Origin of the sequence: Chitinophaga sp. W2I13, from assembly GCF_050434005.1 — a bacterium.
GTDB lineage: Bacteria > Bacteroidota > Bacteroidia > Chitinophagales > Chitinophagaceae > Chitinophaga.
Genome location: NZ_JBNPWD010000001.1, coordinates 2,514,823 through 2,532,298, shown reverse-complemented (window position 1 = coordinate 2,532,298; position 17,476 = coordinate 2,514,823). Strand labels below are relative to the sequence as shown.

General features: G+C 46.2%; 17 protein-coding genes and 1 riboswitch. Of the genes, 7 read left to right on the top strand and 10 right to left on the bottom strand.

Annotated features, from left to right (window positions below; genetic code table 11):
• Positions 1-10: 10 nt before the first annotated feature.
• The 6 genes from QFZ48_RS10280 to thiS form a co-directional block, all read right to left on the bottom strand.
• On the bottom strand, positions 11-784 hold the full coding sequence (locus QFZ48_RS10280) for a thiazole synthase (protein WP_370909000.1): 774 nt from the start codon (positions 782-784) through the stop codon (positions 11-13).
• Positions 772-1,404, bottom strand: a complete 633-nt coding sequence (locus tag QFZ48_RS10275; protein ID WP_429043388.1) for a thiamine phosphate synthase — start codon at positions 1,402-1,404, stop codon at positions 772-774. Before QFZ48_RS10275 ends, QFZ48_RS10280 begins: the two co-directional genes overlap by 13 nt.
• On the bottom strand, positions 1,401-2,153 hold the full coding sequence (locus QFZ48_RS10270; RefSeq protein WP_429043391.1) for a hydroxymethylpyrimidine/phosphomethylpyrimidine kinase: 753 nt from the start codon (positions 2,151-2,153) through the stop codon (positions 1,401-1,403). Before QFZ48_RS10270 ends, QFZ48_RS10275 begins: the two co-directional genes overlap by 4 nt.
• Positions 2,129-2,785: a thiamine phosphate synthase gene (locus tag QFZ48_RS10265; protein ID WP_429062181.1), complete on the bottom strand. Its 657-nt coding sequence runs from the start codon at positions 2,783-2,785 to the stop codon at positions 2,129-2,131. The genes QFZ48_RS10270 and QFZ48_RS10265 overlap by 25 nt, the downstream gene beginning before the upstream one ends.
• A 23-nt stretch (positions 2,786-2,808) precedes the next feature.
• Positions 2,809-4,665 (bottom strand): phosphomethylpyrimidine synthase ThiC, encoded by a 1,857-nt coding sequence (thiC, locus tag QFZ48_RS10260; protein WP_429043396.1) that lies wholly within the window; start codon positions 4,663-4,665, stop codon positions 2,809-2,811.
• Between the two features lie 121 nt (positions 4,666-4,786).
• Positions 4,787-4,954 (bottom strand): sulfur carrier protein ThiS, encoded by a 168-nt coding sequence (gene thiS / locus QFZ48_RS10255; RefSeq protein ID WP_429062179.1) that lies wholly within the window; start codon positions 4,952-4,954, stop codon positions 4,787-4,789.
• 52 nt (positions 4,955-5,006) lie between these two features.
• Positions 5,007-5,110, bottom strand: a riboswitch (TPP riboswitch).
• A 63-nt stretch (positions 5,111-5,173) separates the two neighbouring features.
• On the opposite strand from thiS, the gene QFZ48_RS10250 reads away from it, so the two are divergent.
• The gene (locus tag QFZ48_RS10250) at positions 5,174-5,650 is read left to right on the top strand and encodes a lipocalin family protein (RefSeq protein WP_370909005.1); all 477 of its coding nucleotides are present in this window, start codon (positions 5,174-5,176) and stop codon (positions 5,648-5,650) included.
• Here QFZ48_RS10250 and QFZ48_RS10245 read toward each other — a convergent pair.
• From QFZ48_RS10245 to dnaN, 3 genes are all read right to left on the bottom strand, one after another.
• Positions 5,647-5,898: a hypothetical protein gene (locus tag QFZ48_RS10245; protein WP_370909006.1), complete on the bottom strand. Its 252-nt coding sequence runs from the start codon at positions 5,896-5,898 to the stop codon at positions 5,647-5,649. The two genes, QFZ48_RS10250 and QFZ48_RS10245, sit on opposite strands and share 4 nt — an antisense overlap.
• Before the next feature lie 49 nt (positions 5,899-5,947).
• Positions 5,948-6,784, bottom strand: coding sequence for a sterol desaturase family protein (locus tag QFZ48_RS10240; RefSeq protein ID WP_429062177.1), 837 nt, complete (start codon positions 6,782-6,784; stop codon positions 5,948-5,950).
• 336 nt (positions 6,785-7,120) lie between these two features.
• On the bottom strand, positions 7,121-8,239 hold the full coding sequence (dnaN, locus tag QFZ48_RS10235; RefSeq protein WP_370909008.1) for a DNA polymerase III subunit beta: 1,119 nt from the start codon (positions 8,237-8,239) through the stop codon (positions 7,121-7,123).
• A gap of 386 nt (positions 8,240-8,625) precedes the next feature.
• On the opposite strand from dnaN, the gene QFZ48_RS10230 reads away from it, so the two are divergent.
• The 6 genes from QFZ48_RS10230 (at position 8,626) to QFZ48_RS10205 (ending at position 17,182) form a co-directional block, all read left to right on the top strand.
• Positions 8,626-9,885 (top strand): pyridoxal phosphate-dependent aminotransferase, encoded by a 1,260-nt coding sequence (locus tag QFZ48_RS10230; protein WP_370909009.1) that lies wholly within the window; start codon positions 8,626-8,628, stop codon positions 9,883-9,885.
• 346 nt (positions 9,886-10,231) lie between these two features.
• On the top strand, positions 10,232-10,837 hold the full coding sequence (locus QFZ48_RS10225; RefSeq protein WP_429043407.1) for a TetR/AcrR family transcriptional regulator: 606 nt from the start codon (positions 10,232-10,234) through the stop codon (positions 10,835-10,837).
• Between the two features lie 9 nt (positions 10,838-10,846).
• Positions 10,847-11,461, top strand: coding sequence for a TetR/AcrR family transcriptional regulator (locus QFZ48_RS10220; RefSeq protein ID WP_370909011.1), 615 nt, complete (start codon positions 10,847-10,849; stop codon positions 11,459-11,461).
• Between the two features lie 24 nt (positions 11,462-11,485).
• The gene (locus QFZ48_RS10215) at positions 11,486-12,850 is read left to right on the top strand and encodes a TolC family protein (protein WP_429062176.1); all 1,365 of its coding nucleotides are present in this window, start codon (positions 11,486-11,488) and stop codon (positions 12,848-12,850) included.
• Positions 12,851-12,887: 37 nt separating this feature from the next.
• Positions 12,888-13,958 carry an efflux RND transporter periplasmic adaptor subunit gene (locus tag QFZ48_RS10210; RefSeq protein WP_429062175.1) on the top strand — a complete coding sequence of 357 codons (1,071 nt, stop codon included), beginning with the start codon at positions 12,888-12,890 and terminating at the stop codon, positions 13,956-13,958.
• 41 nt (positions 13,959-13,999) lie between these two features.
• Positions 14,000-17,182, top strand: coding sequence for an efflux RND transporter permease subunit (locus QFZ48_RS10205; RefSeq protein WP_370909014.1), 3,183 nt, complete (start codon positions 14,000-14,002; stop codon positions 17,180-17,182).
• Between the two features lie 33 nt (positions 17,183-17,215).
• On the opposite strand, the gene QFZ48_RS10200 is transcribed toward QFZ48_RS10205, so the two are convergent.
• Positions 17,216-17,416, bottom strand: coding sequence for a hypothetical protein (locus QFZ48_RS10200; RefSeq protein WP_429043424.1), 201 nt, complete (start codon positions 17,414-17,416; stop codon positions 17,216-17,218).
• Positions 17,417-17,476: the final 60 nt, after the last annotated feature.

The window sequence follows — 17,476 nt, the reverse complement described above, 5'->3', positions numbered from 1 at the left end:
GATAAAATAATTATGCTTCATCAAGAAATGCGATCAACGGACTGGAAGCTACCGCGTGCTGGCTGCTGGCAGGTAAACCAGCTTCGTAGGCCATGCGCCCCGCTTCCACTCCTGCTTTAAATGCGGCGGCCATCTCCACCGGGTTACGGGCGACGGCTATCGCGGTGTTTACCAGCACAGCGCTGGCGCCCATTTCCATTGCCTGCGCGGCATGGGAAGGACTGCCAATACCTGCATCCACAATTACCGGTATATTGCTTTGTGCGATAATGATTTCCAGGAAATCGAAGGTTTTCAATCCCTTATTGCTGCCAATAGGAGCGCCAAGCGGCATCACCGCCGCAGTGCCCACATCTTCCAGCCGCTTGCATAATACCGGGTCGGCATGCACATAAGGAAGCACTACGAAACCCAGTTTCACCAGCTCTTCCGCCGCCAGTAATGTTTCTATCGGGTCGGGCATGAGGTAGCGGGGATCAGGATGGATTTCCAGCTTTATCCAGTTGGTTTCCAACGCTTCACGGGCTAACTGTGCCGCATATACGGCTTCTTTGGCAGTACGTACGCCGGAAGTATTTGGAAGCAGGTGTATTCTTGAATGCGACAGGTGCCGCAGCATATCATCTGCCTTATTATCCATTTCTACCCGTTTCAGCGCCACGGTGACCAGCTCACTGCCAGAGGCCAGCAGCGCACTTTCCATCACCTGGGGAGAAGAAAATTTACCGGTACCGGTAAACAAACGGGAATGAAATTCCCTGCCGGCAATAATTAATGGCTCCATGTGGATAATTGTTTTAACTGTTGATGAATCTGGTTCACAACGGCCCGTTTGTCTGTTGCATGTGTAATTAGCCCGCTGAGGGCAATACCGTGAATACCGGTTTCCATCAATGCCGGGATATCTTCCGGCAGGATACCGCCAATGGCAATAACGGGAATGCCTATATTTTTTTCTTTTAAAGATTGCAGGATAGATTGATAACCGCTCAGTCCCAATATGGGGCTGAGATTTTGCTTGGTGGTAGTGAACCGGAACGGACCAACACCTACGTAGTTGGCGCCATCCTGCACATGCTGCAGGATATCTTCAAGGGTATTAGCCGTGCCGCCAACAATCATGTTCCTGCCGGTAATGGCATGGGCCGCGGCAACGGTCATATCCAGTTTGCCTACGTGTACGCCCGCTGCATTTACCGCTACCGCGATCTCCGGATAGTCGTTGATAATGAGAGACGCCTGGTAACGATCGCAGATTTTTTTTGCCAGCTCCGCCAGCGGCAATACGGTGGCCGGTGATTCGTTTTTGATACGAAGCTGGATCCATTTGCAGCCGGCGTCACAGGCGGCGAGTATATTATCGGTATGCGATGGTTGCGATATGTAATGTAAGTTGCTGATCATATGTGATGGTATCCTGTTAATGATGAATGACTGGCCAATAAATTTTCCGTATATACTTTACCGTTAGCACATGCTTCCGGTAGTGAAACGCCGCGTGCCAAACCAGCAGTGATGGCGGCCGACAGCACACAGCCCGAACCATGTTTTGGAAATACTTCTTTCTGTACAGGAGGAAAGGTATGGATCACATCACCGGTATAAAGTATATCGTATCCCGGTTTGTTTTTATGATGACCTCCCTTTAGCAGTACCGCGCAGCCGGCAGATAATTGCCGGGCGGCTGCTTCTCCATCCGTAAGCCCTGTTAACAACAATGCTTCGTCGTAATTAGGCGTTAACAGGTAAATTTCGGCCAGCAGTTCTTTCCAGGCCTGCTGGTGAATGCTGCCGTGGAAAGAGAAACCCGCCGACGCTTTTAATACCGGGTCCACGATGATACGTATACCGGGCGATAATTGTTTTACCTGTCTTACCAGCTCCAGCAAAGACTGTATATCCGGCATGATACCTATTTTGCAGTATTGCAGCCGTGTACTGCATAACAACGGTTTTGCCTGCGCCAGTATATGCGTTACCGGTATCCACTCCACTGATATAAATTGTGCAGGTGTTTGCACCGTGATGGCAGTACAAACGCCCATTCCGTTTACCATGTGTTGTTCAAACGTTTTGATATCTGCCAGTAAACCTGCGCCCCCGCTGGGATCCAGGCCGGCAAAGCTCATCACGTAAGGTCGCTCTTGTTCCATAGTTGTTGAATACGGCAGTAGTGTTCCACGGCTTGCGCCGGTATTTTCCAGATGGCTCCCAGCAAAGCTGCACCATCAAATTGCCATGTTTTTAATAAATGTATATTGCTGTGATCCACGCCTCCCAAAGCAAGCACCCGGCGGTTGTTTTTATCAGGTAACATCCCTTGTACCCGGCCATGATAGCCAGGTTTTGAGATACTGTTAAATACCGGGCTCAGTAACAATGTTTGAAAGCGTTTGTCCGTTAGCGTTATACCTTCCGGCGAATGAATACCTGTGCTGTTTTCCTTAAAATTTTCCGGAGCTAGATAACTGGTTAGTGGTTCCGTTTCACCGGCACCTGGGGCCGTTTTTTCGTTACTGGTCGCAGCATCTGATAAAAACCGTTGTATCCCCTCTCTGCTCCAGTGTACGCCCGCGAGGCTATACCTGGCAGCGAGCGCACCATGATCACGGATAAGTACGCGGTTGTAACACTCCGGCGGCAGCTTGTCCAGTAAAGCGGCATACTGCCCGGCTGACCAGCCAGGCTTTCTTAACAGTACCCGCTCTACTCCCGCAGTTAATAAGGCCGCAAGGATATCCACTTCTTCGTGTATACGTTCGGGTGATGTGATGATCCAGATCAAATATTTGTGTTTAAATGCTGTATCTACAGGTAAATTTCGCCGCCCTGTTCTGCAAAAGCTGCGGCCTTTTCCTTCATGCCGGCAGTCATGGCGTCCTCTTCTTCCAAACCTTTTTGCGCGGCGAAGTCACGTACTTCCTGCGTTATTTTCATGGAGCAGAAGTTGGGACCGCACATAGAACAGAAGTGAGCCACTTTGGCGCCGTCTGCAGGCAGTGTTTCGTCGTGATACGAGCGGGCTGTTTCCGGATCCAGTGCCAGATTGAACTGGTCTTCCCAGCGGAACTCAAAGCGGGCCTTGCTGAGTGCATTGTCCCTGTGTTGCGCACCCGGGTGGCCTTTCGCCAGGTCGGCAGCATGCGCAGCGATCTTATAGGTGATCACCCCCTGCCGTACATCTTCTTTATTTGGTAACCCAAGATGTTCCTTTGGTGTTACATAACATAACATGGCACAGCCAAACCAGCCTATCATGGCGGCGCCTATTCCTGAAGTGATATGATCGTAGCCAGGTGCAATGTCGGTGGTTAAAGGACCAAGTGTGTAGAAAGGAGCTTCATGACAGTGTTCCAGCTGCTTATCCATATTGGTTTTGATGAGGTGCATGGGTACGTGGCCCGGGCCTTCAATCATTACCTGTACTGAGTGTTTCCATGCTATTTTGGTAAGTTCCCCCAGGGTTTCAAGTTCTGCAAACTGCGCTGCATCATTGGCATCGGCAATACTGCCCGGGCGTAATCCATCGCCCAGGGAAAATGAAACGTCGTATGCCTTCATGATTTCGCAGATCTCTTCGAAATGTGTATACAGGAAATTTTCCTTGTGATGCGCCAGGCACCATTTAGCCATGATGGAGCCTCCGCGGGAAACAATGCCGGTTACGCGTTTGGCTGTTAACGGTATATATCTCAGCAGCACGCCGGCATGGATGGTGAAGTAGTCCACACCTTGTTCTGCCTGTTCAATCAATGTGTCGCGGAAAATTTCCCATGTAAGGGCTTCCGCTTTTCCGTTCACTTTTTCCAGTGCCTGGTAAATAGGTACGGTGCCAATGGGCACGGGCGAATTACGGATAATCCATTCCCTGGTTTCGTGGATATTTTTGCCGGTGCTGAGGTCCATGATGGTATCTGCGCCCCAACGGCAGGACCATACTGCTTTTTCCACTTCTTCTTCTATACTGGAAGTAACCGCGGAGTTGCCGATGTTGGCATTTATTTTTACAAGAAAATTGCGGCCAATGATCATGGGTTCACTTTCCGGGTGGTTAATATTAGCGGGGATGATGGCCCTGCCGGCGGCAATTTCCTGGCGTACAAATTCAGGGGTGATGAACTTTACAGGTGTGTTGGCGCCAAAGCTCTGGCCTTTATGCTGGTCCCAGAGGGGGTTGTTTTGCTCAAACAGTTTGTCGGCGCATTGATTTTCCCGGATAGCAATGTATTCCATTTCGGGTGTAATGATGCCTTGTTGTGCGTAGTACAACTGGGTTACATTTTGACCGGGTTTGGCGCGCAACGGTTTATGCGTGTGGCTCATCAAAGGCATCTTGCCTCCTTCTTTCATCAGTTCTCTTACAAAGGGACTGGTATACTCCGGGAGTTGCTCCACGTCTTTCCGGCTGCTGATCCATGTTTCACGGATGCGCGGAATACCGGTGGACACATCAATATGGATATTGGGGTCGGAAAAGGCGCCGCTGGTATCGTATACAACAACGGGGGCGTTAGGAACGGCTTCTCCGTTTTTTCCATGAATGCGTGTATCCGTGAGCGTTATTTTGCGCATGGCTACTTTTACCGGGTGGATAGTTCCGTCCACATATATTTTTTCTGAAGCAGGAAAGGGTGTGCGGCTAAGTGCCACAGGCTGATTATGCATGATGTCTGGTTTTTTTAGAGATAGAAATGCCGGTCCGTAATGATGCATCACGGAAAAGACTATACGAAAAATGAAATGCAGGGTTTAGCCGCCCTGGGTAGCCCGGATAATAGTAATATTATCAGCTGCAGATAGTGGTTTGGTTTTCCCAGGAGGTTTTCGGTATCACCTGGTTGTTGACGGCCACTGCAATGCCTTTTTGAGCAGAGATCTGAATAAACTGTAAGAGTGCAGCGATGGTTGTTCCCGGCTGCACCGCATAAAGTTTATTGTTTACATGCACTTCCATGTTAATTGGAATTTAAGTGAAACAATAAACTTTAAGGATGTGGAAAGATGAGAAAGGTTCAGTTACTTTTCCCTACGGCAGTATGAACTGCTTCAGGTACTGAGGGTATCATCTCAGTTTATCCTTCATATTGGATAAACACCCCTAAAGTGTAGATGTAAAAGTAATGGAAATATTTAAAAATTACATTACAAATGATGAATTGTGTATTTTTAAATTATGGTACGATTCAGTTTAATGTGTTTATTGATACTGGCGGTTGCCTGTAAGGGGAGTAAGAAGGAGGCGGAGCAGGAAGAATTACAGGATGACAGCAGCCTGGTTAGTATAATCGCAGACAGCAGTAATGCCGGCATTACTGACAGCATTGCTGCTGTTGCGGATACGCTGCATATTGACGCAGCTAAGCTCATAGGAAAGTGGATACAGCCCGTAGCGGGCCTGGATAAGGAAACGCAGGGTTTTCAGCTTAGAAAGAACGGAACTGCCAGATCCATTAACATGTACACATTGGTATACGAAAAATGGTTACTGACACACGACACCCTGCTGTTGTGGAATCATTCTGAAGGCGTAAAAGATACCTCCACGATCGTGGATACAACTATTATAAAAGAACTGTCAGACACCTCACTGGTATTGTTTCCTGTAAAAGCCGCCGAAGGCTACGTGGAAAAATATCATAGAAGCAATTAATTATATAGCTGCCAGAGTCCTACCAGGCAGGCTACTACCGCCATAAATACGCCGGCAGCAGCGAGCTGCATATCGTCAATATTTTTTCTTCCTATATACAGGGAAAGAAGACCAACTACTATAGCTACTGAGCCTGCGGTAACTGCATAGGAAGGCGTGTGTGTACTGAAAGCGAATGCTGCCGATAGTACACCAATAATGAGCGCTGATATACAGGCTGTTTTTGTTAATGCTGTTGAGTGTTGCATATATTCGAATTTTAAAGAACAGGTGAAGGAATAATTATTTGCAGGTATTTTATTTATGCTGACTACTGATCTTTTCCTTCATCACGGGATTATCGTGTTCCCAGGGCACTTTTAACAGGGATCCTATTTCCTGGTAGCGGGCGTCCTGGTATTCATCCAGTCCGTATCTGATCGCCAGTGTATCCGGTACTTTTACAAAAGTGCCGAAGAGGCGATCCCATATAGAAAATATATTGGCATAATTAGCGTCTGTTTCGGGCTGGTAATGACTATGATGTACTTTATGCATATCCGGTGATACAATGATCCAGCTAAGCGCGTTATCCAGCCATTTGGGCAGATGGATATTAGCGTGATTGAACTGCGACATTAAGGCCGATATGGTCTGGTATAACATAATCATCCAGAAGGGCACTCCGAGAATCATAATAGCGGCAAAAAGGGCTATTACTCTCCATAGGCTTTCCACCGGGTGGTGTCTGAGGGCGGTAGTGGCGTCTATCTGTGTATCTATGTGGTGAATTTTATGAAACTGCCACATCCAGGCCGTTTTATGCTGTACCCAATGTATGAGCCAGGCCCCAATAAAATCCAGCAGTAATAATGCCAGTATGGTGTGTAGCCACAGCGGCAGTTGGGTCAGGTACAGGATGCCGAACTGCTGGGCGCTGGTCCACCGGGAAGCCTTTACAATAAGAAATGCCAGCCCTGTATTTACAATCACCGTGGTTAATGTAAAAAAGAGATTGGTACCGGCATGGCGGTAGCGGTTGCTGCTAAAACGGAACCGGGGGGCTATGCCCTCAATGATCCATAACAACAATAGCCCGCTCACCAGGATAGCAGTACGGTATACTGACGGAATATTTTCAAAAAAACTTACCATATCATGGTAATATATATAACGGTCTTTTTACGCTATGCTGTGGTTCTCCTTAACCAGGCCAACAAAATCTCTGCAGTGGATATGGGGGATGTGATCTTGTAATACGCAGTAAACATATATCCGTTACTGTTATTACCCTTGCGTTACTGTCCTGAATCCTCGGGTGTGTTCCAACCACTGATTCCGGAGAAAAATTACAACTATTTGGGGAATATAAAAAGGCCTCTTTTAGGCCACAGGCAAAGAAAAAAGCAACCTCTTTGTCAGAGATTGCTTTATGTATGAGTTTTTAGCTATAAGTATTTATCTTTTTAGCATTTAGCTAACAACCGCCGATTAGTTGTTCAGCATCAGCGGCATTACCAGCATAAGGAGGTCCTCATTCTCTTCTTTTTCAGATGGTCTGAGGATACCTGCTTTGGTGGCAGTGGCCAGATCGATGGAGATTTCATCTCCTTCCGCTGCATTCAGCATTTCGATGAGGAATTTCGCATTAAAAGCAATCTGCATATCATCGCCGGTGTATTGGCAGTTCATGCGTTCGTTACCTTCAAAGGAGAAGTCCACATCCTGGGCAGACAACTGGAGTTCGCTGCCGGTGATGCTTAAAGCTACCTGGTTGGTGCTCTTATTGGCGAATACACCCACACGTTTTAAGGCGTTCTGGAAATCGCTTTTTACCACGGTGAGGCGGTAAGGATTATCTTTTGGTATTACTACCTTATAGTCAGGGAAACGGGCATCGATGAGGCGGCAGATCATCTGTGCACCCTCGTGTTGCACGAAGAAGTGGTTCTGGCTATAAGCTACTTTAATTTCAGTTTCGTTATCAGGCAGGGCTGATTTCAGCAGGTTCAGCGGTTTTTTAGGCACAATGAAGGTATCTGCCTGCGGGCACTTTACGTCTGTTCTTACATATTTCACCAGGCGATGTGCATCGGTGGCAACAAAAGTAAGACTGTCCGGAGCCAGCTCGAAGAATACGCCTGTCATAGCAGGTCGCAGGTCATCGTTGCTCACCGCAAACAGGGTTTTATTGATGGCGGTAACAAGACCTGTAGCAGCCATGGTAAAGGAGGTGGTATCATCCGCAGCGGGTTCTTTCGGGAAGTTCTCCGGATTTTCCCCCATCACTTTATATTTACCATTGTCTGAAGTGATTTCTACTGCGTAGGAGTTCAGGTCAATGTGGAAAGTCAGTGGCTGGTCGGGCAGATTTTTGAGGGAATCCATCAGGATTTTTGCCGGGATACAGATCCGACCGCTTTCCTTGGCTTCCACCTCCAGCTTCACCCGCATAACAGTTTCCAGGTCAGTTGCAACTACAGTCAGTTCGTTTTTGTCAATCAGGAACATAAAATCCTCCAGTATAGGCAATACTGTGTTTGAATTGATAACCCCGCTGATCTGTTGTAATTGTTTTAATAAAGTAGAGGAAGAAACAATAAATTTCATGGTTTATATAAGTTTGCTTATCATTTTTTGTTGAAGGGTAACCTTTAGGGCATGCCGCCCTGATTTTCTCCTGGCACCTCACATAAAAGGTCAAATGTACTGTAAACAAAGATAGAAAGTTTTGTCGTTCTCCCTAATTTCATCACATCTTATACACTAAGATAACGTGGTTTTACACAACGATTTGCAGTCATTCATATATTTCTTTTTAGTATAATACTAGATAGAAAGAATAAAAATACCCCTTCTGGTTAGATGAGATGCAATAACCAGTGCCATTTATTAACGGAAGTGAAAAGAATTTACCTATTCTTTTAAATTATCTTCAAATCGGTTACTTTTGCCGCGCTGAAAAATTATTACAAACCAACAAAAAAAAGCAGGTTATGAAACTGTCTCATTTAGCCGAAACGTTGATTGGATCCGAAATCATTAAGTTAGCAGCTGAAATAAAGGAGAAACAGGCCAAGGGTGAGAAGATATACAACTTCACGATTGGCGATTTTGACCCGAAGGTATTTCCTATCCCGGTTGAATTTGAACAGGAAATCATAACAGCCTATAAGGAGCACCTGACCAATTATCCTCCTGCCGATGGTATCGCGGAGTTAAGACAGGCAGTAGGTGGTTTTATAGCTGAGCGTGAGGGTCTCTCCTACGATCCTGCAAAGGAAATCGTTATTTCCTGCGGCGGTCGTCCTATCATTTATGCTACTTTCAGAACCATCGTTGACCGTGGCGAGAAAATAGTATACGCTACACCATCATGGAATAATAACCACTATACCCACTTCCTGGAAGCGGAACACGTAGTGCTGGAAACCAAAGCAGAAAACTTCTTCATGCCCACGGCTGCAGAACTGAAGCCGCTCCTGAAAGGTGCTACCCTGCTGGCGCTCTGCTCTCCGCAGAACCCAACCGGTACCGCTTTCGGTAAGCAACAGCTGGAAGAGATATGCGACCTGGTACTGGCCGAAAACAAAAGCAGAGGCGCCGATGAAAAGCCCCTCTATGTATTGTTCGACCAGATGTATTGGGTGCTCACCTTTGGTGAAACACACCACCACAACCCGGTTACCCTCCGCCCGGAAATGAGGGATTATACGATCTTCATCGACGGTATGAGTAAAGCTTTCGCTGCTACCGGCGTAAGAGTTGGCTGGGCGTTAGGACCCGCACACGTAATTGGTAAAATGAAATCCATCCTTTCCCATGTTGGCGCCTGGAGCCCGATGGCAGAACAAAAAGCTGCTGCCCGCTACCTGGTACAGAAAGAAAATGTGGATAAATACCTGCAACACTTTAAAGGCGAAATCGAAGAAAGACTGGTGAAAATCTACGAAGGCTTCGACAAACTGAAAAATGCAGGTCATAAAGTAGAAGCCATTGCTCCACAGGCTGCTATCTATCTCACCGTTAAATTTGACCTGGTAGGCAAACAAACGGCTGATGGCACTGCGCTTGCAGATCAGGCCGCTGTTACCTCTTACATCCTGAATGAAGCTAAAATAGCCCTGGTGCCGTTCTATGCTTTCGGATCCGCTAAAAACTCTCCATGGTACCGCCTCAGCGTAGGTACCTGCGTGAAAGAAGAGATCCCGGCGATGTTTGAGAAACTGCAGGCTGCACTCGAAAAACTGAAATAGCGGATTGTTGCGGAGGTTGTCTTGAGCACTGATTACGCTGATTATACTGATTTTTCTTTTTTTGATTTATAAGTTTAAGGAGATATGGGCGGGTTTCGCTCATATCTCCTTTTTTTTGTTTCTAGGGAGATACGAAAATCAAAAAAATCCAAAAAGAAAAATCAGTATAATCAGCGTAATCAGTGCTCAAGACAACCTCCGCGGCGATCCATCCGCTCAAATCTCCATCCTGACTTTCTGACTTTTATCTTCGAAAAGTTAAATAGGTGTTAAAAGGTCAACTTTAGTTACTATTTCAAAAAAAGTCCCTAATTTTGACCTTGAAACTAAAAAAGTCAAAAAGTTAATGCACACAGAAGCTAAAGATGAAATGAGGGATAAGATCCTGGAGGCGGCTCTGAAGCGTTTTACTCATTATGGCGCTTCTAAAACAACGATGAACGAAATAGCAGATGATCTTCACTGCTCCAAAGCATCGCTGTATTACTATTTCCCCGATAAAAAGGCGATGCACATTGCCGTGTTGCAAAAAATTGCGGAAGCATATTTTCAGCAAATGGAGAAGGAAGCAGTTCAGGTGAAATCGGCTGCCGAAGCATTATATAATATCATTGATCTCCGGAAAGATTTTATCAGCAAATTCTGCCGGCTGGAAATATTTAAAATATTACAGGATAACTCGGCGCTCTTCCTCGAAGAAAAGAAGAAGGCAAAACAACGGGAATTTAATATCCATACCACCATCATTAAAGCAGGTATTGCATCAGGAGAGTTTAAAGTAAAAGATCCTGAAAAAACCGCGGAACTATTGGTGCTGGCTGCTATGGGATTGCGCTTTTCTGTGCCCGATCATATCCGGGAAGACATGGAGCTGGATGAAGAAATGATGGACCAGGTAATAGAAAAACAAAAACAGTTACTCGAAATTTTCATAAAAGGAATAAAAGCATAAACGGAAATCATGGTAGTGAGGGAAAGGATACTGGAAACTGCGCTGAAAATGTTCAGGACATACGGTGTGAAAGGGGTAACTATGTTTGATATCGCCCGCGACTGTGGGATTTCCAAGAAAACAGTATATGAGCATTTCGAAGACAAACAGGCGCTGATAGACGAAGGGATGCAACAACTGTTGACAAACCATATTAACTACTTCCATGAGTGTTTGCAAACCACAGACAATGCCATCGAAGAACTGGTGCGTAACATGAAGTACATTACCAATCTGGCTAAAACCCTGAACCCGGTAATGCTGCACGAAATCCAGAAGTATCATCCGGATACCTGGCGCAGTATTGAGAGTTTTAAGTCGGATAACATGCTTTGTAACATCAAAAAGAATTTAAAAAGAGGAATGGCGGAAGGCCTATACCGCCAGAACCTTCATATAGATATTGTAGCACGTATGCGCCAGCTGCAGCTGGAGGCAGCTTTTGACCCGGAGCAATACCCCGCAGATCAATTTGAAATGCATGAGGTAATGGAACAGGTAACCGCCCACTTTATACTGGGAATTGCCACTATCCGGGGACATAAACTGGTAAACCAGTACCTGCAAATAAAAGAAGAAGAATAAAACTACTACGCTAAGATTTATTTTATGAAGCGATTAAAGTTAACGCTTGTCCTCCTCATTGGGATAGGGGTATATAACGGCTATGCCCAAACGCAACTGACCTTACAGGAAGCGCTGAGGTTTGCATTGAACAACAATAAACAATTGGCCAAAACCAAAATGGACGAAGAAATGGGTAAATACAAAACCCAGGAAGTCCGCTCCCAGGCCCTGCCACAACTGAATGGTAACGCTTCTTATACAGACAACCTGATGCTGCAGAAATCGCTCATCCCCGGTGCTGTATTTGGCAAACCGGATAGTTCCATACTGGTGGCTTTTGGTGTTAAATACAATGCTACCGTAGGCGCAGAACTCAGCCAGCAAATCTTTAATCAGGCAGTGTTTACCGGTTTGAAAGCTTCCAAGGCAGGAGAAGAATATTATAAGATACAAACGGAACAATCTGTTGAAAATGTGATCTATAATGTATCACAGCTCTACTACCAGCTGCTGGTAACACAGGAAAAGATCATCACCATCAACAGCAACATCGAGAAGCTTACGCAACTGGTAAGCGCCACCAAATCTCAATTTGATAACGGCCTCGCCAAAAAAATTGACCTGGACCGTATCAAAGTGAACCTCATCAACAATATGACACAACGTACACAGTTGCTGAATCAATATGCAACGCAAACCAACAACCTGAAAAAGGTGATGGGTATGCCGCTGCAGTCAACTTTCCTGTTGCCGCCGGCTTCACTGAAAGACATTGAAAACAAAGCCGCCGGTGTGTTGCAGTATGATGATATGAATCTCGCCAACAGAACGGAATACAAATTATTGAAGAAACAGGAAGAACTGCAGTTATTCCAGAAGAAAGCTTACCAGGCAGAAAATTATCCCTCGCTGTCGTTGTTCGGAAGATACTCTTACAACGGGATGAGTCAGCAATGGGCTTTTTCGAAAGACCCGACCAACTCAACCAGCTGGTTTGGTGCAGCAGCCATCGGCGTATCACTGAAGGTACCCATCTTCGATGGCTTTGGCCGCCGCTCCAAAGTGAGTCAGGCTAATGTAACCCTGCGTCAGCTGGGCAAGCAACTGGAAGACACAGAGCTGACCCTCAACACCGACTACGAAAACGCCAAGCTGATGGTGCGTAGTAATTTATCTACCATCACCACGCAAAAGGAGAACGTGGACCTCGCCAATGAAGTGTATTATTCTACTCAGAATAACTACAAACTTGGCCTGGCAGGCCTGACGGATCTGCTGAACGCAGAAACTTCGCTGGCAGATGCACAAAACAGTTATAACGAAGCCCTGCTGCAATACAAACTGGCAGAGCTGGAGATAATAAAAAAGCAAAGGAAGTTTGAAAGACCTCCTGAACTAAACGTATAAACGAAAACAACGATAGAACACACAAACTATTTTGCAGATGAAAAAGTTTATAATCTGGGGCTTGGTGGCAGTAGGTGCAGTAGTACTGATCATGTGGAAACTCAGCGCTAACAAAAAAACGAACGAGGCTAAAACAGAATTCGTAAAACAAAGCAATATCGGCGACATCCCGGTGCTGGTACAGAAAGTATCCCGCAATGATTTTTCCCAGGGATTCCTGGCCAATGGTAACTTTCAGCCAGTACGCGAACTGACGTACCTCGCCGAAACCGCCGGCCGTATTACCAAACTGCTCGTAGATGAAGGCAGCGTGGTAAGACAGGGACAACCCATTGCTTACATTGATGGTCAGCTTTTAAATACCGACCTCGAATCTGCAAAAGCTAACCTCAACCAGCTGAAAGTAGATAAAGAAAGATACGAGAGCGCGTTCCAGACCGGAGGCGTTACGCAGAAACAAATGGATGATGCACGCCTGCAATACGACATTGCGAAAACGCGCTATGAGGCTGCCAGCCGTCGCGTAAGCGATACTTATGTGAAAGCGCCTATCTCCGGAATTATTAATAAAAAATATATTGAACAGGGTGCTTACCTCTCTGTAGGCAATAAAATGTTCGACATCGTGGATGTATCCAGGCTGAAACTGTCTGTATCTGTACCGGAAGGACAAGTGGTAACACTCAAAACCGGCCAGAAAGTACAGGTTACTTCCAACGTATTCCCTGAAACCCAGTATGAAGGCACTATTACCTTTATTGCTGCAAAAGGCGATAACTCCCTCAACTACCCGGTGGAGATGGAAGTCCGCAATATTGATGGAAAAGACCTGAAAGCAGGTATGTATGGTACTGCACATTTCGTAGATCCGAATGCGGCCAAAACAATTTTCATTGCCCGCACCGCATTTGTGGGTGGCGTAAACAGCAATACCATTTATGTAATGGACGGTAATGTGGCAAAGAAACGCAAAGTAGTGGCTGGCCGCATTGTTGGCGACCAGGTGGAAATACGGGAAGGGCTGAACGAAGGGGACACCGTGATTACCAGCGGTCAGATTAACCTGACTGAAGGCGCTATTGTAGTGGCTCAGAACGGCAAAAAGTAAGCGAGGAAAATGTATCTGGTGTTTGACCAAATTTTTGCAACATGAAGATTACTGAAGTATCAATTAAGCGACCTACGATCGTGGTGGTGGTGTTCACCATCCTCACCCTCCTGGGCGTGATGAGTTATAAATCGCTGAACTACGAGCTGTTGCCAAAGTTCAGCTCCCCTATCGTAACCATTTCTACGGTATATCCCGGCGCCTCTCCCAATGAGGTGGAAAGTACGATTACCAAGAAGATTGAAGATGCGGTAGCATCTATGGAAAAGATCAAAAAGATCATTTCCAAATCTTCTGAAAGTCTTTCTGTTATTACCGTTGAGCTGAACAACGATGCGGATGTGGATATTGCCCTGCAGGATGCACAACGCAAGGTAAACGCTATCCTGGCAGATCTGCCGGGTGATGCCAAGCCGCCGTCGCTCAACAAATTCTCCCTGGATGACCTTCCGATCATGACGCTGTCTGCCACCGCTAAAATGGATGACAAACAGTTTTACGACCTGGTAGATAAGAAGCTGCAGCCATTATTATCCCGGTTACCTGGTGTAGCCCAGGTATCACTGATTGGTGGCCAGGAGCGCGAAATACAGGTAAACGTAGATCCAAAAAAATTGCAAGCTTTCAACTTATCTATCCTGCAATTACGTCAGCTGATCACCAACGCTAACCTTGACTTTCCAACCGGTAAGGTGAAAACTGCCAATGAGCAGATCCTGATCCGTTTGGCCGGTAAATATAAAAACGTAGACCAGCTGCGTAACCTGGTGTTGAAAACAACTGAGGATGGCACACAGGTGCGGCTGACAGACGTTGCCGATGTACAGGATGCCCAGAAAGATGCGGATCGTATTGCCCGCGTAGATGGTGTTAGTGCGATTGCCCTGCAGGTACAGAAACAAACGGATGCCAACGCGGTAACCGTAAGTGAAGAAATGAAAAAGGCCATCAGCAAAATTGAAAAAGATTATGCTGCAAACGACCTGAAAATGCTGGTAGCAAACGATTCCTCCGACTTTACACTGGAATCTGCCGACTCGGTAATACATGACCTTATCCTCGCGGTAGTGCTGGTGGCTGTTGTGATGCTGTTGTTCCTGCACAGTATCCGAAGTGCGTTGTTTGTAATGATTTCCATTCCGGCTTCCCTCATTGCTACGTTCATCGGTATGAAACTGATGGGCTTCTCGCTGAACCTCATGTCGTTATTGGGCTTGTCGCTGGTAGTAGGTATCCTCGTGGATGATGCGATTGTGGTGCTGGAAAATATTTACCGGCATATGGAAATGGGTAAGAACCGTGTTCGTGCGGCATTTGATGGTGTGAAAGAGATAGGCTTCACCGTTACCTCTATTACGCTGGTAATTGTGGTGGTGTTCCTGCCCATCTCTTTAACTAATGAGCTGGTATCAAAGATCCTGCGTGAGTTTTGCGTGGTGGTAATGATTTCCACGATGCTTAGCTTGTTGTCGTCGTTTATGATTGTGCCGCTATTATCATCCCGCTTTGGTAAGCTGGAACATATTACCGGTAAAAACATTTTTGAGAAATTCATTCTCTGGTTTGAAGCACAGCTGCAGAAGTTCACCAACTGGATGACCAGCATCCTGAAATGGGCGCTGGGTCATAAAAGGATCACCATAGCCGTGGCAGTTGGTTTGTTGGTAGCTTCTTTCATGCTGGTAGGTAAAGGCTACATCGGTGGAGAGTTTATTCCCAAGGGCGACCGCGGACAGTTCATTGTAATGCTGGAAATGCCAAAGGATGCATCTGTAGAACAAACTAACCTGGCCACACGTACTGCAGAAAAATATCTTAATAAAAAACAGGAAGTTACCCGTTTGATCACAACAGTAGGTCAAACCAGTGAAGATGGTTTTGGTAATGCCCAGTCAACTGCTTATAAAGCGGAGATCACCGTAATGCTGGTGGGGCCGGAACACCGTTTGGATGCTTCCGATATCTATGCCGCCAAGATCAAAAAAGAACTGAAAAGTATCTTACCGGGTGTAAAGGTAAAAACCACGGATGTAAGTATCCTCGGTACCGCAGAGCGGGCGCCGGTAGAGCTGGTGGTGATGGGTACGGAGCTGGACAGCGTAATGAACTACGCTAAAAGAGCCATGGATACGCTCAAAACTATCAGTGGTGCTACAGAAGTAAAACTGTCGGTAGAAGATGGTAACCCGGAAATTAATGTGCAGGTAGACAGGGATAAGATGGCCGCACTGGGCCTCACACTGGATGCCGTGGGTGGTACTATGCAAACCGCTTTCAGCGGTACAGCCGATGACTCTAAAGTAAAGTTCCGTCAGGGGGATTATGAGTACGATATCAACATCCGTTTTGATGATTTCAACCGTAAGAACCTGGAAGATGTATCCAATATACAGTTCATCAACGATAAGGGGCAACTGATCAAGCTGTCGCAGTTTGCTGTGATAACAGAAGGCTCAGGACCCAGTCACCTGGAAAGAAGGGATAAAAACACTTCTGTATCAGTGCAGGCGCAGGTAATGGGGCGTCCGTCAGGTACGGTTACCCAGGAGTTTTCCGACAAGCTGGCAAAGATGGACAAGCCCGCCGGCATCAACTACATTTTTGGTGGTGATGCAGAAAACCAGGGCGACTCCTTTGGTACCATGGGCGCGGCATTGCTGATCTCCATTGTGCTGGTGTACCTGATCATGGTGGCGTTGTACGACAACTACATTTATCCTTTCGTGGTATTGTTCTCTATTCCGCTGGCGATCATCGGTGCATTACTGGCACTGGCACTCACCAACAATACGCTGAACATCTTTACCATCATGGGTATCATTATGTTGATCGGGTTGGTGGCGAAGAATGCGATCATCCTGGTGGATTTTACGAACCAGATGAAAGAGCAGGGCCAAAGTACTTACCAGGCGCTGATTCATGCCAACCACGCACGTTTGCGTCCTATCCTGATGACCACCATCGCGATGGTGATAGGTATGTTGCCTATTGCATTGGCAACAGGTGGTGTGGGGTCCATTAAAAATGGATTGGCCTGGGCTATCATCGGTGGTTTGATGAGCTCCATGTTCCTTACCCTGATTGTGGTGCCGGTGGTATATATGATCGTAGATATGGGTATGGCGAAGCTGGGAATGGGCAGGTTGTCCAGCAAACGTTATATCAGGCAACGTATGGTGGCCTCTTATGAGGAAGTGCCTTTAAATGAAATTCATTCGAATTAAAGATATGTTACTAACAGTGTAACAGTTGTAGGTTTAGGTAATAGCCGGAGTAATCATACTCCGGCTTTCTTTTTCTTTGATTTTAACAATAAATTCTTTCCTTTTCACAATCCCGTTTATCTCTCCACAGTTTATATTTGCAGCAAATGCATTTATTCCTGACACTTCTCCCAAAAAACGATCAACAGACAGAAAACATGCTGGTGGCGGATAACCAGCCGAAAATAATTCCACTGAAAGACTATGGATTATGAGATGTACCGGAAAGTGATTTACAGCCACTTCCCGGTGACA